At 38.5% G+C, this 22,309-nt stretch carries 17 protein-coding genes and 1 riboswitch; of the genes, 14 read left to right on the forward strand and 3 right to left on the reverse strand.

Annotated features, from left to right (window positions below):
• Positions 1–260: 260 nt before the first annotated feature.
• Positions 261–869 (reverse strand): biliverdin-producing heme oxygenase, encoded by a 609-nt coding sequence (locus AC2G3J_RS06425; RefSeq protein ID WP_336954068.1) that lies wholly within the window; start codon positions 867–869, stop codon positions 261–263.
• Positions 870–1,026: 157 nt separating this feature from the next.
• On the opposite strand from AC2G3J_RS06425, the gene AC2G3J_RS06430 reads away from it, so the two are divergent.
• From AC2G3J_RS06430 to AC2G3J_RS06460, 7 genes are all read left to right on the forward strand, one after another.
• On the forward strand, positions 1,027–1,575 hold the full coding sequence (locus AC2G3J_RS06430) for a sigma-70 family RNA polymerase sigma factor (protein ID WP_336954066.1): 549 nt from the start codon (positions 1,027–1,029) through the stop codon (positions 1,573–1,575).
• Positions 1,565–2,548 (forward strand): FecR family protein, encoded by a 984-nt coding sequence (locus AC2G3J_RS06435; protein ID WP_336954065.1) that lies wholly within the window; start codon positions 1,565–1,567, stop codon positions 2,546–2,548. The genes AC2G3J_RS06430 and AC2G3J_RS06435 overlap by 11 nt, the downstream gene beginning before the upstream one ends.
• A 466-nt stretch (positions 2,549–3,014) precedes the next feature.
• Positions 3,015–3,617: a fimbrial protein gene (locus tag AC2G3J_RS06440; protein ID WP_336954064.1), complete on the forward strand. Its 603-nt coding sequence runs from the start codon at positions 3,015–3,017 to the stop codon at positions 3,615–3,617.
• 88 nt (positions 3,618–3,705) lie between these two features.
• Positions 3,706–4,302, forward strand: a complete 597-nt coding sequence (locus AC2G3J_RS06445; protein ID WP_483770830.1) for a fimbrial protein — start codon at positions 3,706–3,708, stop codon at positions 4,300–4,302.
• 86 nt (positions 4,303–4,388) lie between these two features.
• The gene (locus tag AC2G3J_RS06450; RefSeq protein WP_336954062.1) at positions 4,389–4,985 is read left to right on the forward strand and encodes a fimbrial protein; all 597 of its coding nucleotides are present in this window, start codon (positions 4,389–4,391) and stop codon (positions 4,983–4,985) included.
• 89 nt (positions 4,986–5,074) lie between these two features.
• On the forward strand, positions 5,075–5,671 hold the full coding sequence (locus AC2G3J_RS06455) for a fimbrial protein (RefSeq protein WP_483770831.1): 597 nt from the start codon (positions 5,075–5,077) through the stop codon (positions 5,669–5,671).
• A 184-nt stretch (positions 5,672–5,855) separates the two neighbouring features.
• On the forward strand, positions 5,856–8,444 hold the full coding sequence (locus tag AC2G3J_RS06460) for a TonB-dependent hemoglobin/transferrin/lactoferrin family receptor (protein ID WP_419360534.1): 2,589 nt from the start codon (positions 5,856–5,858) through the stop codon (positions 8,442–8,444).
• A 261-nt stretch (positions 8,445–8,705) separates the two neighbouring features.
• Here AC2G3J_RS06460 and AC2G3J_RS06465 read toward each other — a convergent pair whose 3' ends face one another.
• Positions 8,706–9,524, reverse strand: a complete 819-nt coding sequence (locus tag AC2G3J_RS06465; RefSeq protein ID WP_419327823.1) for a sulfite exporter TauE/SafE family protein — start codon at positions 9,522–9,524, stop codon at positions 8,706–8,708.
• A gap of 96 nt (positions 9,525–9,620) precedes the next feature.
• Here AC2G3J_RS06465 and AC2G3J_RS06470 point away from each other — a divergent pair, with 96 nt between their 5' ends.
• The 3 genes from AC2G3J_RS06470 (at position 9,621) to AC2G3J_RS06480 (ending at position 14,483) form a co-directional block, all read left to right on the forward strand.
• Positions 9,621–10,400 (forward strand): AraC family transcriptional regulator, encoded by a 780-nt coding sequence (locus AC2G3J_RS06470; protein ID WP_483770832.1) that lies wholly within the window; start codon positions 9,621–9,623, stop codon positions 10,398–10,400.
• Positions 10,401–10,611: 211 nt separating this feature from the next.
• A complete protein-coding gene (locus AC2G3J_RS06475) occupies positions 10,612–12,714 on the forward strand; it encodes a TonB-dependent siderophore receptor (RefSeq protein ID WP_336954058.1) in 2,103 nt (700 codons plus the stop codon).
• Between the two features lie 380 nt (positions 12,715–13,094).
• Complete coding sequence (locus AC2G3J_RS06480; RefSeq protein WP_483770833.1) at positions 13,095–14,483, forward strand: methylenetetrahydrofolate reductase C-terminal domain-containing protein; 1,389 nt, start codon at positions 13,095–13,097, stop codon at positions 14,481–14,483.
• A 22-nt stretch (positions 14,484–14,505) separates the two neighbouring features.
• Here the strand turns inward: AC2G3J_RS06480 and AC2G3J_RS06485 are convergent, their stop codons facing one another.
• The gene (locus tag AC2G3J_RS06485) at positions 14,506–15,168 is read right to left on the reverse strand and encodes an epoxyqueuosine reductase QueH (protein WP_483770834.1); all 663 of its coding nucleotides are present in this window, start codon (positions 15,166–15,168) and stop codon (positions 14,506–14,508) included.
• A gap of 377 nt (positions 15,169–15,545) precedes the next feature.
• Here AC2G3J_RS06485 and AC2G3J_RS06490 point away from each other — a divergent pair, with 377 nt between their 5' ends.
• From AC2G3J_RS06490 to uca, 4 genes are all read left to right on the forward strand, one after another.
• A complete protein-coding gene (locus AC2G3J_RS06490; protein WP_336954055.1) occupies positions 15,546–16,460 on the forward strand; it encodes a LysR family transcriptional regulator in 915 nt (304 codons plus the stop codon).
• A gap of 465 nt (positions 16,461–16,925) precedes the next feature.
• Positions 16,926–17,027, forward strand: a riboswitch (guanidine-I (ykkC/yxkD leader).
• Positions 17,028–17,057: 30 nt separating this feature from the next.
• Entirely contained in the window at positions 17,058–17,813 is a 756-nt protein-coding gene (locus tag AC2G3J_RS06495; RefSeq protein ID WP_483770835.1) for an urea amidolyase associated protein UAAP1, read from the forward strand.
• Positions 17,814–17,824: 11 nt separating this feature from the next.
• A complete protein-coding gene (locus tag AC2G3J_RS06500; protein ID WP_483770836.1) occupies positions 17,825–18,493 on the forward strand; it encodes an urea amidolyase associated protein UAAP2 in 669 nt (222 codons plus the stop codon).
• Positions 18,494–18,495: 2 nt separating this feature from the next.
• On the forward strand, positions 18,496–22,101 hold the full coding sequence (uca, locus tag AC2G3J_RS06505) for an urea carboxylase (RefSeq protein ID WP_419820237.1): 3,606 nt from the start codon (positions 18,496–18,498) through the stop codon (positions 22,099–22,101).
• Positions 22,102–22,309: the final 208 nt, after the last annotated feature.

Here is a 22,309-nt window from a genome sequence, read left to right on the forward strand (position 1 = left end):
AGGATGAGACAGTACAAGAGTGAGATATTAGGCTTCTTTCATTAGTCCTTTTAAAACCGTAAATCAACATAAAAGCCCCTCATCCTAGCCTTCTCTCGAAGGGAGAAGGGACTTTCAATACCAATACGATTCACGCCATATAATCATATTTTTATTTATGAAAAATCTATTGTTTATGCCAATCAAATTTAAACTTTTCACTGTAATAGGTGGCTGTACAAGCTTCTACCATCAGATCAATTCACTGTTCTGCAACAGAACTAATGAAGTTGTTCTAAATTGATTAACGCATTGCCAAAATATTCAAATGCATCAAGCGCACCTTGAATAACTTCATCTTTCTGGCTTGGGCTGAGTCGAGCTTGATCTAGAGCTTGAACAAATCGTTTCCAAACCTTAGCTCGCCCTTCAGGATAAGCAGACAAATTGCGAGCGCCTTTTTCCGCACTGAGCCCTAAATGTTGCTGAGCTTGTTTAAATAAAAATGCAGCTCCCAATGTTGATCCTTCTGAAACGTAAATCCAACCTAGGGCAGCAGGGAAAGTCACATTTAAGCTTTCTAAAGTTTGACCTTGAGGCTGAATACCTAAATCTTGCAGATCGAGTAACGCCTGAGCAGAGCGACCACGAATATCAATATCAGTTATATATGAAGCTACTTGATCTTGTTGAAATAAATGTTCGATTTCTAATTGAAAATAATACTGAGACAATGTGAATAAAGCATATTTTTCTAAACTTGAAAATACATCTGCTTGTGCCATCAGCTTATGCATTCTTTCATGCTCATCTGCAGTTTGTAATTTTAGACGCATTGACAAACTAAGTTGTTGCTGAGCGTTTGGTTCATTGATCAGTGCTTGATTCATTCCATTCTCTGATTTAAAAGGCGGTATATAAGAGATGACGAATGGAAGGAGAAAAACATGCAAAAGACCTTACAAAAAAAGTTCCTTCAGAGAGCATTTACAAATCATGGAATGTAAACGATAATTATTATTGTTTAGGGTTTTTAAATTTAATTTTATGGTTCCAATTCTCCCCACACCCTCACGGCAGCAGATATTGCAAGACATGTATTTGGATCATCATGATTGGTTGAGACACTGGTTGAACTCGCGAGTCCGCTATCCCTTTACTGCAGCGGATTTGGTTCAAGATACTTTTGTAAAATTGCTACAAACTCAACAGCTTTTTTCTATTCAAGAACCGCGTGCATATTTGGTGAATGTTGCTAAACACTTACTTATTGATAAACATCGTCGTTATATTTTAGAGCAGAATTATTTAGAAACCCTAAAACAGCATGCTGATGATCAGGATATTTTATTATCTTCAAATCAAATTGAAGAAGCAGTACTCATCTTAGATTTTCTCACTGTTGCTTTGCAGGGTACGACAGCCCTGACTCGAAAAGCTTTTATTATGTATTACTTTGAAGGTTATAGTCAGAGTGAAATTGCGACTGAGATTGGTAAATCTTTACGCACGACACAGCTATATTTAGCTGACTGTTTACAGTTATGTTATGAGGCGAAAAACAATCTGCTTGAGCTAGAGCAAGATGAACGCTAAACAACTACAAAAAGAGATGGCTTTATGGATTGTTCGTTTAAATACCGATAATTTACATGAACGTCAACAAGCTCAAATCGAGTTTGAAGCGTGGAGAAACAAGTACCCTGAACATCATGATCAACTCGATCAAATGCTTAGTTTCTCACAAACGATGCAGCAATTTTCAACAACACATGGCATATCTAGCCAAAATGTTCGAAATTCAATGAAACTCAGCCAGCAAAGTAAAAAAAATATTTTACAAATGCTGAGTAAAACCTTGCTGTTCTTTGTAGGGGTAGGCGGTGTAATCTATTTAGCCAGTGATTCAACGATGCTGTCGTACCATACTGCTGATTTTAAAACTGAAGTTGGCCAAATACATTCAATCACCTTGCAAGATGGTTCCAAAGTGACTTTAGGTGCAAAATCTGCAATTAAACTAGATTTTAGTTCTGAAAAACGACAAATCAATTTAGTTCAAGGGGACATGTATATTGATGTTGCCAAAGACCCTCAACGACCGTTAATCATTCATACACCTCAAGCAGATTTTAAAGCGCTCGGTACTCGATTTATCGTTTATCAATACTCAAACAGCAGCGTGGTAAATATGCTGCATTCTAAAGTTGAAACTCGTTCCTTGGGCAAGGATCATCAATCAAAAGTAGTCAAGCAGGGTGAAAAAATTACCGCTAATCCACTTGGTTTGAGTCCAATATCTAAACTTGATATTGCATCGACAGAGTTTGCTTGGGATAAGCATCAGATATTGGCAGATCAACTTCCTTTGCCTGATTTACTCACAAACTTAAGTCGTTATCATCATCAATATTTAATTTTTAATCACTCTACTTTAAAAGATTATAAAGTCAGTGGTGTGATTAATGCGCAACAGGATTTAGATCAAACCCTGCGTTTATTGGTTAGTCATTATCCAATTAAAATTACTAAACTTGGTAATTATGTGATTTATATTACTTCAAAATAACAAAAATGTTATTTTAGCCTAATTTAATAGAGTTTTTTTAAAATAATTTATTTATTTTTGGTTATATTTTTAGATCATTAAATTCTGTTTTAAAATACAATATTGATTATAAATTTATTGATTTAATTTATAAGTTATTGAATAAAAACAATTAAAATAATTTATTTATTTTTTCAATGTATGTGCATGATAAAGAGTTAACTTGGGAGATATTGTGGTGAGAATATATTGTTGTGGGGGTGGTGGTTTTTTTTAAATTGGTTGAAATTTAAAATAAAAATAAATTTTGAATAGCTGGATTTTAAAACAAGTTTATGCTTAAAATAAACAGATTTTAAAATAAATAGGCAATTTAAATAAATGGAAGCAGGGGGTGTATATATTTAAATGTGTTTGTTTATGTGGGGTTTATTTTTTTGTAATTTGGATAAAGTAATATTGTTTTAAACTTCATGAGGTTAATTCTATGAAGAGACTTATTCTCCCCATATTGAGTGTTTGGACTTTAAGTTTGGGAAGTAATAGTGTGTTTGCTGTCAACGGGAAAATTACGGTAAATGGTGCTGTGACTAACGGAACGTGTACGATCCAACCTCAACTTGGTGTGGGATCTGGCATTAAGGATATTATTATTCCGTTGAAGGCTATCACTAAATCAAGCTTTACACCTACAAATACAAGTCAAGGCTCCACAAATTTTTTTCTGTTCTTGGTAAATGGTACGGGCGCGTACTGTGATGTGGCACATAATAAATCCTTTAAGGGTATCCATCTCACTCCAATTTCTGCAACTGACTTGGATGCAATGGATAAGACTTTATTGGTCAATAAAGCTACAGGTGCAAGCGGTGCTTCTGTTAAAAATCCTGTTTTTATTCAAATGTTCGCGGATCATAGAAATGTTGTGGATTTTACTGCACCGTGGGGAGTTCAGGCAAAAAGTATGATTTATGGCGATAAGGAAGATTTCTCTTTCGTAAGTTATCAAGTTGAGTATGTTTCTAAAACTGGAATTGTCGATGCTCAAAATGTCACAGCGACTGTAAATTATAACATTCACTATAATTAATTTTTGTCTGATGATTTCAACAGGGAACAATATGTTTGTTGTTGATTAAGCCAGTTAAAAATAATTATAACTTCGTAAGGTTAATTCAATGAAGAAACTTACTCTACCCCCGTTGGCTATTTGGGCTTTACTTTTGGTAAGTGGTCATGTGTTTGCTGTAGATGGAAAAATTACAGTGAATGGTGTCGTGGTTGACCAAACCTGTACATTACAAGCTTACAATGTAATGGCAAGTGGTAAGAAAGATCTAACAATGCACTTACAAAATGTACCTAAATCTGGGTTTGCTCCCAGTACCCCACAGCAAGCTGGTGCATATTTTTTTGCAAAGTTAACAAATTCTGCGGGTGGTAAATGTGATGCAGCAACAACTAAAGCTTTTAAAGGTATCCATCTCAGTGCAATTTCAGCAACAGACTTAGATGAAACGGATAAGACCTTATTGGTCAATCAAGCTATAGGCGCCTCTGCTACAAATCCTATATTTATTCGACTAACCACTTGGCAGGGAGTAGCTGTCGACCTTTCTGCACCTTGGGGAACTCAGGCGTACTCTCCAGCAACCACGCCTATTCCGCAGCAAGATACAATTATAAATTATCTTGTTACGTATGTTTCCAAGACTGGGATTGTCGATGCTCAAAGTGTCACAGCGACTGTAAATTATAACATTCATTATAATTAATTTTTGTCTGATGGTTTCAACAGGGAACAGTATGTTTGTTGTTGATAAAGCAGTTAAAAATAATACAACTTCGTAAGGTGAATTCAATGAAGAAATTTACTCTACCTACATTGGCTATGTGGGCTTTACTTTTGGCAAGTAGTCATGTGTTTGCTGTAGATGGAAAAATTACAGTGAATGGTGCTGTGACTGATGGAACATGTACTTTACGACCTACTAAAATTCATCCAGGAACTGGCATGAAGAATATAATTATTCCGATGGCCGCTGTGCCTAAATCAAGCTTTACTGCTACAAATACGTTACAAGGGCGCACAAATATTTTTCTGGACTTAGTAAATGGTGCGGGTGATTACTGTGATGAGGCACAAAATATAGCCTTTAAAGGTATTCATCTCAGTCCAATTTCAGCAACTGACTTAGATGAATCGGATAAGACTTTGTTGATCAATAAAGCCACAGGTGCTTCTGTTAAAAACCCTGTTTTTATTCAATTAAGTGTTTCGGGTGGCAATGTACCTGTGAATCTTTCTCAGCCCTGGAATACTCAGGGAAGAAACGCTGTTTATGGCCATAGTCAGGCCGTCCACGTAAGTTATCAAGTCAACTATATTTCCAAAACAGGGATTGTCGATGCTCAGAATGTCACAGCGAGAGTAAATTATACATTGCACTATAATTAATTTTTGTCTGATGGTTTCAATTGGGAACAATATGTTTGTTGTTGATTAAGCCAATTAAAAAATAATTAAAACTTCGTAAGGTGAATTCAATGAAGAAACTTACTCTACCTACATTGGCTATTTGGGCTTTACTTTTGGCAAGTAGTCATGTGTTTGCTGTAGATGGAAAAATTACAGTGAATGGTGCTGTGACTGATGGAACATGTACTTTACGACCTACTAAAATTCATCCAGGAACTGGCATGAAGAATATAATGATTCCGATGGCCGCTGTGCCTAATTCAAGCTTTACCCCTACAAATACGATACAAGGGACCACAAACATTTTTCTGGACTTAGTAAATGGCTTGGGTGATTACTGTGATGTGGCACAAAATATAGCCTTTAAAGGTATTCATCTCAGTCCAATTTCAGCAACTGACTTAGATGAATCGGATAAGACTTTGTTGATCAATAAAGCCACAGGTGCTTCTGTTAAACACCCTGTTTTTATTCAAATAAGTACTCCAGGTGGCTGGAATATTGTTGATCTTTCTGCGCCTTGGGATACCCAAGCAAGAAGTATTGTTTATGGGACTAGTAATGTCGCCCGAGTAGGTTTTCGAGTAAGCTATTTTTCCAAAACAGGGATTGTCGATGCTCAGGATGTCACAGCGAGAGTAAATTATACATTGCACTATAATTAATTTTCGTCTGATGGTTTCAACAGGGAATAGTTTGTTTGTTGCAGATTGAGAAAATTAAATAAAACTGCAGTTCATTGCGGTTTTTTTCTGTCTGCTTCGTCATATAACTTAGAACGCATGAAAACACAGATTATTTTAACTGAATGAAGTTAATGATTATCATTTAACCTTGGGTGAGTAAAGAATGTCTCAATCTTTATATCAGACAGCAATAAAGCCTGTTGCTTTGGCTGTTGCAATCGCACTTTCTATGGGTGCAATGAGTATGCAAACGCATGCAAATAACACTTTACCTGTAACTTTTTATCAAGTGCAAAGCGGTTCACTTACCCAAGCTTTAAATAGTTTGGCACAGCAAGCCAACGTATCTTTATTATTAGATCCAGAAAAAACTAATCGTTATCGGGTGAAGACGATTCAGGGTAAATATAGCTTAGACCAGTTTTTTGCGTTATTGGTGCAAAATACGCCATTTCAGATTCAAAAAACCTCAGCAGGTTATCTGTTAGTTGAAAAGCCCGTTACTGTACAAATCCCAGTAGTTAATACAGCGAATACAACAACAGGAAAAACAACAAGTTCAAATGCCCGTACTGATGAAAACCAAATTTATCAGATGACACCGATTGTGGTAGAAGCCATAAAAAAAGACACTATACAATTTGGCCAAAGCGTACTGAATCAAAAGGCGATTGATCGATATCAGGCAAATAATGTTGCACAATTACTGGATCATATGCCCAGTGTTGGTTCAGCCGGATCTCCACGCCCGGGGGGGCAAACGATTAATATTTTGGGGATGGGTGGTGTAGCAGATGTTCCCATTACCTTAGACGATTCTGTTAAAACGTTTGACAAATATCGACAGGGTTCAGTCTTTATTGAGCCAGAAATTTTAAAGAAAATCACGGTGGATAAAGGACCGCATAATGTTGAAGTCGGAAATGGCGGTTTTGGCGGTAAGGTCACACTTGAAACCAAAGATGCCACTGATCTACTGGACGCTGATAAAAATATTGGTGCATTTTTAAAATATTCACGTTTTTCCAATAACAGCCAAAATACTTATACTGGTGCAGTATATGGTAAAGCAGAGAATGGATTGGTCGATGGTCTGTTTTACTATACCAATCGCGATAGTGGAAATGTAAAGCGCCCAGATGGCAGTCAGTTTTTATATTCTGGGCAAGAGCAAGAAACCTATTTAGCCAAACTGAATTTTTATCCAGCAGATGGTCATAAAATTTCTTTAAATGCGATGCAAAGTGGGCATGAGGGCTGGGAACCTTTTGCTGCTATGCGTGATCAGGATGCAGTACCAACTGAAGCAGATATTGCCAAATATGGCTATGAAGAGGCTTGGAAGCGCCGTTTGGTGGATCGTGATCAAGAAGATACCAGTTACTCAGCAAGTTATGAGTTCAACCCTGACGCTAATCCATATCTAAATTTAAAAGCGGTCGCATCCTATTCAAAGACTTATCAGCATGATCAACGCTTGCCAAGTGTAAACGGTTCAGCGGCACTGTTAGGCAACGAAAGTTGGGTGACTTATACCAATACTGCATTGAAAATAAATAATATCAGCGACATTCCAACAAATTTGGGGACGCATAAATTAAAAGTTGGCGCGCAATATCAGAAAATGGAACAAAATTCGCTGATATATGACAAGAACAATGCCAAAAAGCCAGATTATAATTTTGGTTATTACGAACCGAACTATATGCCTGCTGGCGATCAACAAATGCTCAGTGCATTTGTTGAAGATCAATATCAGATTAATAATTTCGTCATTACACCATCGCTACGCTATGATCATATCGAAAATAACGGCAAGCCAAATCGTGCATCACGATTTAATGATCCAACTGCTGGACATGATTATTCTAGTAAAACTTATACTGGCTGGTCTCCACGTTTAGCGATGTCTTGGAAACAGGCGGACTATATGACTTGGTTTGCAAATGTGAGTAAAACTTGGCGTGCGCCTCGTGTTGATGAACAATATTATGTGCAATCCGCAGCGACCACTGTTCCCTCGACTAGTCGTTATCTACTGCCTGAAAAAATGTTGGCGATTCGTGTCGGAAATGAGATGAATTTTGATGATGTGTTTAGCAATGAAGATCATCTGCAAGTTCGTTTAACTTATCATCATAATCGGGGTAGTGATGAGATATTTCGTAATCGTTCAACATTCTGTCGAGCACAAGCAGAAAACAATACCAACAATGGCTCGGGTAGCGTAGCGGATTGTAAAGGCAACTATGATCATGGTTTTTATCGTAATGTGACTGATTACACCATCAAAGCCTATGAAGCCGAAGCCTTTTATAACCAGCCAACTTGGTTCGCAGGTTTAACTTATTCCTATATTCGCGGGCAACGTGATAATTCCCCGGTAAATCCATGGTTTGATCAAAAAACATGGATGACCAATATCCCACCGAAAAAAGCCACGGCGACTTTAGGGGTAAACGTGCCTGAACATTACTTAACTATGGGGTGGAGAGGGATATTTGTAGCTGCGCAAGACCGAAGCCTTTCTGACAATGATAAGTCAATTGCGGCATCTTCATTTTCATTACCTAAAACCAAAGGCTATTCACTACATAGTGTTTATGCAGACTGGCAGCCAATCGGTGCAAAAGGGCCTACGCTGAATTTCTCGATTGATAATTTATTTAATCGTGATTACAAAATGTATTTGGGTGAATATATGACAGGTACAGGTCGAGATTATAAGGTAAGTATTTCTCAGAAATTCTAATGTATCTGCACCAACCATACAAAATGAAAGAATGACATGGCGAAAAGTAAATTTAATTTAACCATTAAATTCACTTTTCGCTTTTTTTAATTAACTCATCAGCATAAATTTAAATCTCTAAAATCATATAATTTTGAGCACGAGGCGTTCGATTGCAACATCTATCAAATTTAACAGTTGCAGTGTTAAAACGATATATGGCTTGGTTTTCAGTTGGATTGTTAACAGGTAAGCATTAAGTCTTTAAGCTGCCAGTCTTGGTTATTGAAATAAAATACTGATCAAAACCAGCGTGAGTAATAGGATATAACCACGTTCATGCAGCTGATTAGACAATTTCCCTATCCACTTTATCGAAAGTTTCATGCCTAAAAAGCCCCCTATAATCAACGCAATTAAAGCAGGGTAATAAAAATAACCAATAAAATGCGTGCCTAAATGTTGGGGTTGAATGAATTGTCCAATGATCAAGGTGAAGCAACCTGCAAGCGCAACTGGCATACTCAAAGGATTGGCAAGGGCAACCGATGAAGACATATCCAAACCACAACGACGGAACAGGGGAACAGTCATCACACTGCCTCCGACACCCAAAGCAGCAGCTATCCCACCGATGAATATTCCGCCTAAGCCTTGCTCTGTTTTGGTGAGTAATCTTACTGTTTGAGCATTTGAGTGGGGCTGTCTGAATTGACGAATCAGACAATCAAAAATTGTAAAACACAAATAGAGTGCAAAAGCCCATTTTAACAGATGTGATGAAGTATTCAGGGCGATCAAAGTGCCTAAAATTGCACCAGCAGCAATCCAATAAGCGATGGGGAATAAGTACTGCGTGTGTATTTTTCGCTGTTTATATTGCTGATAGCTTGCCAATCCTGAGTTGATCACCATCAATAACAATGAGGTGGCAACAGCACTTTTAAAAGCTAAATCATAGGCGGTAGAATGAATTGGATATTGCATACGGATTGTCGAATAAACCAAGGGAACCACCACAAAGCCCCCAGCAAAACCAAATAATATGGTGAGTATGCCACTGACAAATCCTGCAACCAATAAAATAAGATAGAGTTCCATAAGCATAGATCTTTGAAAATAAATACCAGTTTAAGGATTTCCCAATCAGTAAAATTTGTTATATTCCGCATTTAATTACTCAAATCAGACACAGATATGAAACAAATCTCGATTCATAGTGTTGAGCATTTAAAACATAAAATGATTGCGATAGAAACGCAGTACGCTGAGTACTATGTGTTGAAGATGCACAGCCATAAACGAGCACAATTACTCTGTGCAGCTCAGGGCGTGATGCATGTTGAAACACCACAAGGAAACTGGATCATTCCTCCAGAAAGGGCAGTTTGGATTCCACCACAAGTTCCGCATCAATTGACTTTGTTTAATGTTAAAACCTGTAGTTTGTATATTCTTCCTGAATACGTCCCTAGGCAGATTGAATGCTGTGAAGTTCTGTCAATTTCGCCTTTGCTTCGACAATTACTCTTAAAAGCACCAGAGTTAAATGAACCGCTTTCAAGACATGATGAGCTGATTCAAGAATTGATTTTAACCGAGCTGGAAATTTCTGAAACAATTGAACTGCATTTACCTTTACCAGAAGATAAAGCCATGTTAGAAATTTGCCAAAAGTTCTTAAAGCAGCCAAATATTCATTTATCACCTGAGGAAATTGCGATACAACTTTATATCAGCGAACGGCATTTTAGTCGGCTGTTTAAAAGTGAAGTCGGGATGTCTTTTTCAAAATGGCGACAACATGCTTGTGTACTGTTAAGTCTTGAAAAATTGCTCCAAAATCAGCCGATCCAGAAAATTGCTTATGATTTTGGCTTTAAAAATCCTGCTGCATTCACCACCATGTTTCACCGAGTTCTAGGTTTAAGCCCGACTCAATATATGGGGCATCTGCAAAATAAAACATCTAGATAAACTGTATTTTTGATTTTTGACTGAACGTTATAAAAATAAGCCTAACTTATCAGTGACCTGATTGATACAGTCGAATCATTAGAAAAAACACGTTTTATTTAAAGCATGTTGCTTTTCAAACATATATCAGTGAAAGGAAAGTGTAAAAAATAGTGATAAATATAAATGAAAATGATTATAATTATTCTTCAAGTTTTTAGGTCATTGTTTAATGCAGTTTAATAAATCCTCCCTCGCATTTTCAGTTTTTGCCATCATGCTATCCACCGCTCATGCTGAGTCAGAATCAGAGATAACGCAAAATGCTGTAAGCAATAAATTGCCAACGATTACCGTACAAGCAGACAGTGATAAAAAAGCCTATGCAGCAAAAACAGCAAGCGCGGTATTGCGATCTAAAGCACCTTTATTTGAAACAGCTCAGTCGATTAGTGCGATCACCAATCAGCAAATTGAACAAAAGCAAGCAAAAACAGTAGCAGAAGCTTTAGAAGGTGTGGCAGGCGTGACCTCTGGTCAATATGGACGAAGAGGCTGGGATGACTTTATTATTCGTGGACAAATATCCAGTTCACAAACTTATATTGATGGGTTGCGTATCCAAGCATCGGATAATGTTTTACGAGCGGAAGATATTTCAGGCTTGGAGTCTATTGAAGTGGTCAAAGGGCCAACCTCAGTTGGTTTTGGTTTGGCGCTGCCAGGGGGCTTAGTCAATTTAACCACCAAACGACCACAAGCAGAAACCGCTTACAAAGGCACATTAAGTTATGGAAGCTATGCTTTAAAAGAAGGTACATTTGACCTAAATTATGCCCCTGACAATCGTGCAAAAGGCGCTTTTCGTATTGTAGGACGGGTCTCTGATCAAGATGACCCGACTGACCATGTTTATTTTAAAAATCAATATATTGCTCCATCTTACAATTTTGATCTAGGCGATAAAGATGATTTATCCGTCATTGCCAGTTATCAACACCGTGAATACATCCGTCAACAGGGCATTCCTTATAGCAAAGGCGATTATAAAAAATACCCTTCAAGTCTATTCTTTGGTGAACCTGATCATGGTTATGATATCGATGTTTATCGTCTTGGTGCAAATTATGCGCACTACTTTGACAATAATTGGGTATTTAAACAAAACTTTGCGGTTACCAAAACTGATACCCAAGGCAATCCGATATTGGCATCAGGTACAAACACACTGCCAATCATTAAACGCGCTGTAAATAATCAAGATAAGCAAGATACCAACTATACCTTGGACAGCAACCTGCAACGTAATTTTGATTTTGGAAAGATCAATTACGATGTGATGGTGGGTATCGATATGATGCGAGAGCGCAGTGATTACTATCGTAGAAACGATACCATCAATTCTTTTAATTCTGACCATCCAGCCTATGGAATTACCAGTACCAAATTGGGGACGCCAACACAACAATTGACCTATAGCCAATTTACGGGTCTCTATCTACGCAATACAATTAAAGTAGATGACCACTGGATTATCGGATTGTCTGGTCGACATGATTGGACTCAGGTTGAAATTGACGATGTATTAAAAAATAGCAACAGCAAAAACTCTGACAATGCTTTTACGGGCAGTGCATCTGTGATGTATCGTATCAATGATATGTTTGCACCATATATCAGTTATTCGACCTCATTTATGCCTGTAACAGATGCTGGAGAAAATGGTCAATTGCTGAATCCTGAAGAGGGTAAACAGACCGAAGTCGGGGTTAAGTTACAAGCACTGGATCAGCGTCTACAAGGTTATATTGCCTATTATGATCTAACCCGTAAAAATGTAACTGAAACAGATATCTCTCAAAAATTTTCAATCCAAACAGGTGAGCAAGTTACCAAAGGTTTTGAAGCAGAAATCGCAGCGGCATTAACCGATCAATGGAATGCCACAGCAACCTATAGCTATATCCCAACAGCAAAAGTCACTGAAAGTGTGATTGCCAGTGATATTGGCAAACGTACCAATCATGTAGCTAAAAATGCCAGTTCGTTATCCACCCAGTATTATTTTAGCCCAGATAAATTAGGTTGGAACATCGGTGCTGGAATTCGTTATCAAGGTTCTAGAACAGCACAGCGCAATACGGATTTTGTCTATTTACCAAGTTATACCTTATTTGATGTAAATGCGGGTTACGAAGCCAAGAATTGGGGCGCAGGTTTAACAATTAAAAACTTATTTGATCGAGAGTATCTGGCAGGGACCACACCCAATGCACAATTGGTCAATTGGGGAGATCCTATGATGGTTCGTCTGAATGTAAAATTTAAATATTAACAGTAGCTTAGTTTAGATGTTGTTTTCACTATTTGAATTTAATGCTCAGACCTAAGTTTTATGGGTATTGGAAACAATACCCGCTTTTTTCAGTATAAAAAAGTTGGAATTAAAGATACTCGGATTTATTAGAATAATGGCTAATCGAGTGAAAACCTTAAGATATTCAATTTAGAACAACACTATGTCTAATTTCTACCATCGTAATAAAAACCATTGCTCCTATAGAGAAGTGATAAAAAAGCTTAAATTAAGATGCAATGAATGATGTCGATTATGCAGAGATCTGCTTGAAAAGCATTTTATGATTACAGCAATTCGATTTAAAACATTCTATAATTCAGGCCTATTTATTTTGCTGTATTTATCTAAATTTTTTTATGTCTCAGCTTTCCCAATACTTTGCTCAAAACAAATTTTGCTGTTTAGTAGAATATTTACCTTCGATGCAAGAGGTATTGCCTGTAGCAACACAACTGGCGGGCTTTCCTGTATGTATGACTTTGTCAGATCGAGTACGTTCAGATGACGATATTGCGCCTTTAATCGCTGCACAATCTTATCCGCAACAGATTGAAAAAGTATTACATTATGCAGGTAAAGGTCGAGATATACATGATTTCAATCTTTTTTTAGTGCAAGCCAAACAACACGGACAGCAAAATTTATTGTTACTGACTGGCGATAAGTTAAAACGACATCATGATGGACAAGGTAGCCACGCTCGAACACGCTATTTAGAATCGGTGAATGCGGTCATCGCTGCCAAACAACAGGGCGGCTTTCATATTGGCGTTGCTTTGAATCCGTTTAAATATAGCCAAGCAGAGAAACAAGCGCAGTATTTAAAATTACATAAAAAACTACAAGCAGGCGCTGATTATATTATTACCCAGTTGGGCTTTGACCTCGTGGCACTTAAACAAGCACATGAGTTTTTAATTGAAGAAAACTATACACAAAAAATTCTTGCTTGTGTGATGCCACTGACTTTAGCACGAGCGAAATTTATGCTTAAACATAATGTCGCAGGTATTGTGATTACACCACATATGCTTGAAGTATTGGCTCAAGAACATGATTCTGATCAAACTGAAAATACTTATTTACGTTGTGCTTTACAAATTTTGATTTGTCAGCATATTGGTTATGCTGGTGTGCATCTTTCTGCGTGCCATAAAGCCGATGAGCAAGCGATTTTAACTAGTTATATTGAACAGTATCGACATCTTGATCTTAAACAATGTGAACAATTATGGACTCAATTATGGCAGCTTAAAACGGGCAATGAATTACGCCCAGCTGCTGTAGAAAAGTCTAAGCTGAGTAATTTGCATCAGAAAGTGAAATATCAATTTTTAGATACTATTCACAGTACCATGTTTAATTCTAGTTTGATCAAAGGGCTGGGTGCTTATATTTTTAGTGCGGGTTTTTGGAATAAAGCCCTTGCAGCAAAATTACTATTACAAGCGGAATATTTGAGTAAGCACTTTATTGTCGGGTGTGAGAGCTGTGGACAGTGTCGGCTGGCTGAAACCTTATATATTTGCCCTGAAACTTGCCCTAAAGGTTTAGCAAATGGGCCATGCGGTGGCACACATTTAGACCGTTGTGAGTTTGGGGATCGAGAGTGTATACACTCTGTCAAAGCTCGATTGGCTGAAGAGGTCGATCAAATTCAGATATTAAAAAAACAGCTGATTCCAACAGTACCGATAGAAGTACGTGGAACCAGCTCTTGGAAAAACTGGTATGTGAAGCAGTGATAAAGGGACGAGTCTGAATAAATTAATTTTCCTCGTCCATCACGTTGGTATAAAACTTTTCACCTAATTTGATTCGGTCACGACCGTTTTTCATACGCCAGCGATTGGTATCTCGCAGTGAATAAACACAGCCACAGTATTCTTGTTGGTAAAATTCTTCACGTTTGCTGATTTCGATCATACGATGTGCACCGCCACTTTTACGCCAGTTATAATCCCAATATTCAATGTGTGGATAATGTGCGGCAGCTCGGATTCCACAGCCGTTAATTTGTTGCATATCTTTCCAACGCGATATGCCCAATGAACTGCTGATTAAACTAAATCCATGTTCGTGTGCGTAGAGTGCGGTTCTCTCAAAACGCATATCGAAACACATGGTACAGCGGATGCCTTTTTCAGGCTCATTTTCCATACCTTTGGCACGTTCAAACCAATTATCTGTATCGTAGTCACAGTCAATAAATGGAATATTATGCTTCTCAGCAAATCGAATATTTTCTTCCTTACGAATTAAATATTCTTTGACTGGATGAATATTCGGATTATAGAAAAAAATTGAAAAGTCGATGCCTGATTCAATTAAGCTTTCCATGACTTCACCTGAGCACGGCGCGCAACATGAATGCAGTAACAATTTGTCGTGGCCTTGTGGGAGTGTGAGCTTTTGGCGTTCCAGAGTCATGTTAAACAATATAAAAAATGAATAATCTTCTATTGTAAAAGTTTTAAAGTCTTGTGGTGTTTGAATTCAATGAAATGTTTTCAGTCTATGCTGAAAGTTTTTAAGGATGATATTTTAAATCACCAGATTTAGTTCATTCACAAAGAAACTTATATAGCTGTATAGATGAAGTATGCAACTGTACAATTTATTCATTCCAAAAATGGAGCGATTTAATCGTATGGATGAGTAGAAGTATCCTCATGTTTTACGTATCATTTAAAAATGAATAAAAATAACAAATTTGAAATTTAAGTGAAAATAATTAAACATAAACATCATCAATCCGTTATGCTATAGCCAGATCACCTTTAACATATTAATTTGGTAATGATGGAATGTTAGAACTTCGACATCTAAAAACACTGACTGCTTTACGTGAACATGGTTCATTGGTTGCAGCAGCAGGAGATTTGTGTTTAACGCCTTCGGCTTTATCACACCAGCTTCGAGAGTTAGATCAATGGTTTGGTGTCGAAGTGGTGAATCGCCGCTCACGTCCTGTGAGTTTTTCTAATGTTGGTCAACGCTTACTGAAACTTGCTGATGATATCTTACCACAAGTGCAAATTGCCCAGTCTGATATTACCCGTATTGTGCATGGGCAAACGGGACGAATCGTTTTCTCTTCTGAATGCCACAGTTGTTTTGATTGGCTTATGCCGTTGCTGAATCAGTATCGTCAGCAATACCCAGATGTAGATTTGGATTTTGCCTCAGGATTTGAAGCCAATCCACACGAGTTATTACAAACTGGTGAATTTGATTTATTAATTACAGCAGATCCAATTGCGCTAAAAGGGGTAGAGTATTTTCCAATTTTTGAATATGAATCGAGATTGGTGCTCTCAATCACGCATCCTTTAGCACGAATGAAACAAATTACGGTGCAAGAGTTGGCGGAAGAAACCTTGGTGACCTATCCAGTGGATAAGCATCGGCTGGATATCATGTCGAGATTATTTATTCCTGCCAATATTCAGCCAAAACATATTCGCACCACAGACTTAACTCAAATGTTGATTCAACTTGTGGCAAGTGGTCATGGTATCGCAGCACTGCCTGATTGGGTGGTTAATGAATATGAGCAAAAGGGCTGGGTGGTTTCTCGCCGTTTAGATTGTGTTGCGCCTGAAGGTTTACGACGTACCTTATATGCCGGTTATCGTGTAGAAGAAAAAGAAAAAGATTATTTTGATGGCTTTCTTAAGCAACTGGATAAATTCTCGAAAAAAAGAGCAACGTATTATTAATGATTCATCCTGTAGACCTGCTTGCTGAGTACGATGAATCATTTTAACACGCGCTGACTCAGGCTGGTTTTGGCCTAAATGAGCGCGTGTTTTTTATCGGGTGTTTTCGCTATATCCCTAAATTAACTTCTTAAGCAGAATATGAGCAAAACAAAGCTTGGCTTTGTTTGCAGCGTAAGGTTTGCCATGCCCTAAGTCAACCTATCGACGAACCTAAATATTTTTGCGCCGTGTTGTTTCTATGACACGTTTTTTTAAAAAGGATTTTATTAGAGGTGGCTTTCAATTAGAGACCGTTTTAATTTAGAACGGGTTTTTATTTAGCACATCGCCATTTTTTAGATCATTAATAACTCATTTTTGCTTTCTATGTCCTGAAATGCACTCTTATTGCACAAATTTGGTATTACTAAAGCCTAAAATCGTAATACCAAATTGGCACATCCTTTGCATCAAATAAAATTATAAAAAGTGATCTAGGGTTCCGATACTTGTCTAAAAGAGTATGTCTGGACCGAGAGTTCGCGGTTCGAAAGAACTACACGGAGGGATAAAAGCCCGGGAGGAAGTCAATAAACTATCCGAACAGGAGTGGCTATGCATACGACAAATTATCATGATCAACAGGTCATTTGGTCTGAAAAATTACCCGGTGGACATCATTGGTCAGGTCGCATTCCCAAAGGAAGTGTACTTCAATTTAAAGCTTTATCTGCCGATGCCAATGTTACATTATTTTGTGTGAATGCCGATGACAGACTTGAGCGTTTTAATATGCCAGATAGTTTAAAAGGGCAACATACTGCTTTTTTAACTCAAGGTCATGTGCTGTATTCAGATTTGGGGCGGGTCATGGCTTCAATTATTTATGATGATCATGGTTGGAATGACGCTTTGTGTGGACCAAGTCGACCAGAACAAATCCAAGCTACTTTTGGAATAAAGACCTTTCAAGATGCTCGAAATCAAATGATTCAAAATGGTTTAGATGGTTTGCTGGTTGAAATGAGCAAATACTCACTTGGGCAAATCGACCTCAGCGCAACTGTGAATTTATTTTCAAAAGTGACCCCTGATGATGTGGGTGCTTTGTCTTATATCCGCTCAGACAATACTGGGCAATTCATTGAGCTGCGTTTTGAAATGGATTGCTTGGTATTCTTATCGGCTGCACCGCATGGCTTAGATCATTCAGCGCTATATTCCCCTGCTGATATAGAAATGAGACTTTTTACTGCATTGCCCTTAACGGAAAACGATATTTGTCGAGACTCATGTCCGCAAAATCAACGTGCATTTGACAATAACCAGCGTTATTACGCGCTGAGTTCATCTAATAACACACGCATTTAAGGACAATCATCATGAGCATTTTAACGTCAATCGAAAAACCTATTTTAGATCAAGCCTTGTTAAATGAAGTTTGTCCTGCGGGTGAAGCATGGATGGGCGAAGTAAAAAAAGGCCAATATTTCCGTATTGTTGATTTAGAAGGCAATCAAGCCGTTGATACCTTATTTATGTCAGCAGAAAACCCAGCAGAACGTTATAGCGCAACAGATACTTTGGCCATTAATCAGCATGTTTACCTTGAAAAAGGGACAACCTTATACAGTAATTTAGGCCGCCCAATTGCAGTGATTGTCGATGATAACTGCGGTCGTCATGACACCTTAGGCGGTGCTTGTTCATGTGAAAGTAATACGATTCGCTATGCACATGACACCTATCCGATGCACAGTTGCCGTAATAATTTTATGTATGCATTAGCCAAACATCCCATTGCACAAAAACATCAGTTAAACGTTCGGCACATCGGCCCCAATATTAATTTCTTTATGAATGTGCCTGTCAGCTCGGACGGACATTTAACCTTTGCTGATGGTATCTCTGCCGCTGGTAAATATGTCGAAATTCAAGCTGAGATGGATTTAATTGTACTGATTTCAAATTGCCCACAATTAAATAATCCGTGTAATGGCTATAACCCAACGAAAATTCAATTGCTGATACATAATGGTATGGGAGCATAATTATGTTTAAAAAAGTTCTCATTGCCAATCGTGGTGCAATTGCATGTCGCGTGATTCGTACGCTAAAAAAACTTGGGATTGGTTCAGTTGCGGTTTATTCAGAAGCTGATCAAGATTCTTTACATGTGACTTTAGCCGACGAAGCATTTTGCATTGGTGCTGCACCAGCACAACAAAGTTATCTAAACATTGCAAAAATTCTTGAAATTGCCAAGCAAACAGGTGCTGAAGCAATCCATCCAGGTTATGGATTTTTATCTGAAAATGCGGAGTTTTGTGATCTCTGTGAAAATCAGGGTATTGCTTTTATTGGACCAACCTCTAGTCAAATGCTGGATTTTGGTCTAAAACATACTGCCCGTGAGCTGGCGATTAAAAGCCAAGTGCCGTTGTTGCCGGGGAGTTCTTTGCTTTCTGGTGAGCAAGAAGCAGTCACGGAAGCTGCACGTATTGGCTATCCTGTGATGTTAAAAAGTACTGCGGGTGGTGGTGGTATTGGTATGCGTTTAGTTTGGAACGAATCTGAACTCAAAGACGCTTATCAAACCGTTTCGTATTTGGCTCAAGCCAACTTTAAAGATGCAGGGTTATATTTAGAAAAATTTGTGCAGCATGCTCGACATATTGAAGTACAAATTTTTGGTGATGGAAAAGGGCAGGTGTTGGCTTTAGGGGAACGCGATTGTTCTGTACAACGTCGTAATCAAAAAGTCATAGAAGAAACACCCGCACCGCATATAACCGATGAGCAACGTGACTATATTCAAACTGTCGCAATTCAACTTATGCAATCTGTGAATTATCGTTCAGCAGGTACAGTTGAGTTTGTGATGGATACTGAAACTGAGCAATTCTATTTCTTGGAGGTGAATACCCGTCTGCAAGTTGAGCATGGTGTGACAGAACAAGTCTATGCCGTGGATCTGGTTGAATGGATGGTGACTTTGGCCAGTGGAGATTGGACAGCACCCATTGAAAAATTAGTGTCAAAAGGACATTCAATTCAAGTTCGTTTATATGCGGAAGATCCGATTAAACAATTTCAACCCAGCGCAGGCTTACTCACCTATGTGCAATTTGATCAAAATGCACGGGTCGAAACATGGGTCGAAACTGGTTCAAATGTGTCTTCATTTTATGATCCCATGCTTGCCAAAATCATCGTGACAGCATCTGATCGAGGTTCAGCAATTCAAGCCATGCAATCAAGTCTGGCAGATACACAGATTGCAGGCATCGAAACCAATTTGGAATATCTACAAAATATTATTGCGGGTGAGGTGTTTAATTCAGGGACACAAACCACACGCTTCTTAAATACATTTGTATGGAAAACCCAAAAAATTGAGGTTTTACAATCGGGCATTCAAACCGCAATTCAGGATATTACAGGTCGTTTAGGTTACTGGGATGTGGGTGTTCCACCATCAGGAGCGATTGATCCTTTGAGTTTAAATGTCGCCAACCAACTTTTAGGTAATCCTTATAATACTTCTGGATTGGAATGTACGCTGCAAGGCCCGAGTTTAAAGTTTCATTGTGATAGTCAAATTGTGATTACCGGCGGCGATATGCCATCTAAGCTGGATGGCGTACTGGTTCCAATGTGGCAAACCGTGAATGTTAAAAAAGGTCAGGTGTTAAAGTGTGGAACAATGAGTACGGGATGTCGAAGCTATATTGGGATCAAAGGTGGCTTTCATGTTCCCGAATATTTAGGATCAAAAGCAACCTTTACTCTGGGGCAGTTTGGTGGGCATGCAGGGCGTAATTTATTAATTGGAGATATGCTTGCGATTACTGAATATTCATCTGATCAAAGCAAAAGTTTAGCCACAGATCAAATCCCTAAATTTGCGCGTCATTGGGAAATTGCGGTGATGTATGGTCCGCATGGCGCACCAGATTTCTTTACCAAAAACGATATAGATAACTTCTTTAGTAACCAGTTTGAGATTCACTATAATTCCAGTCGTACAGGCATTCGCTTGATTGGCCCAAAACCAGAGTGGGCACGTGAAGATGGCGGTGAAGCAGGTCTACATCCTTCAAATATTCATGACAATGCTTACGCAATTGGTGCGATTGATTTTACAGGCGACATGCCGATCATCTTAGGGCCTGATGGTCCAAGCTTAGGTGGCTTTGTTTGTCCAGCTGTGGTGATTCATTCAGAACTTTGGAAAATTGGTCAGCTTAAAGCAGGGGATAAAGTTAAATTTATTCCTGTGAGTTATGCCCAAGCAAAAGCCTTGGATCAAACATATCATCAAAGTATTATCGCTTCTGACACAGATGCAGTGAATTTTAATCCTGTATTCCACGCAGAAAATGACACATTAGAAAATGCTGTTTTAGCCACACGCGTAGGACAAGCACATTTACCCAGTGTGACTTACCGACCTGCGGGAAATAGCTATGTATTAGTTGAATATGGTGATCTGGTTTTAGACTTAAATCTACGTTTCCGTATTCATGCTTTAATGCAATGGGTAAAAGACCAGAATATCCACGGAATTATTGATCTTACACCGGGGATTCGTTCATTACAGATTCATTTTGATTCAATTCAAATTGATCAACTTGAGCTCTTGGAAAAACTTCAACACGCGGAAGCGGAACTGCTAGATATACACAATATGCAAGTCCCTTCACGGACGGTGTATTTACCACTGGCATGGGAAGATTCACAAACCCAATTGGCGACTGAGCGCTATACGCAAATCGTCCGTCCTGATGCACCGTGGTGCCCTGATAATATCGAGTTTATTCGTCGTATCAATGGCCTAGCATCCAAGCAAGCGGTAAAAGATGTGGTTTATAGTGCCAATTATCTGGTCATGGGATTGGGTGATGTGTATTTAGGCGCACCCGTTGCCACACCACTTGATCCGAGACAGCGTTTGGTCACAACAAAATATAACCCTGCACGGACTTGGACACCGGAAAATGCTGTTGGTATCGGTGGGGCATATATGTGTGTTTATGGTATGGAAGGTCCCGGGGGCTATCAATTTGTGGGCCGTACTACACAAATGTGGAGCCGTTATCGTAAAAACGCCAATTTTGAAGCTGGCAAGCCGTGGTTATTACGCTTCTTTGATCAGGTTAAATTCTATGAGGTTTCAGAAGCAGAATTGCTACAGATGCGCGAAGATTTTAAAGCAGGGCGGTTGCAACTACGTATTGAAGACGGGGTGCTTAATCTAAAAGAATACAATGATTTCCTTGCTGCAAATCAGGACAGTATTCATGCTTTTAAACAGAGGCAACAAGCCAATTTTGAAGCAGAGCGCCTTCGTTGGCATGCTGCAGGTTTACAAGAGTATGTCTCTGAAAGTTTAGATACTGTAGAGGATGGTGAAGCAGTCAGTATCCCAGAAGGTGGTTGTGCTGTTGAATCACATATGCCAGGTTCAATTTGGAAAATCGAATGTGCTTCTGGAGATATTGTTGAAGAAGGTGCAACCCTTGCAGTGATTGAAGCGATGAAAATTGAAATTCCGATTGTTGCACCTGAACGGATGAAGGTGGAAGCCATCTCCATTGAAAAAGGTCAGACCGTCAAGACTGGACAGGTATTGTTTACTTTGGCACCTGTAGCCTGATAAAAGTCAGCAAAGGAGCATCAATGATGATGCTCCTTTTTTTGTAAGTATGGTTTGTTTTATTTTATAAGCAGAACTCTATGGATTGTAATAATTTACAAATACTTAGCCAACTAAAATAAAATTAGTAAAAACTTTGGATTTTAAGCGCATATAACCCTACGCGCTATGCTTGTGCATTTACACTGTTTTTGCCCACAAATCGTCC

It is taken from the genome of Acinetobacter legionensis (genome assembly GCF_057165765.1).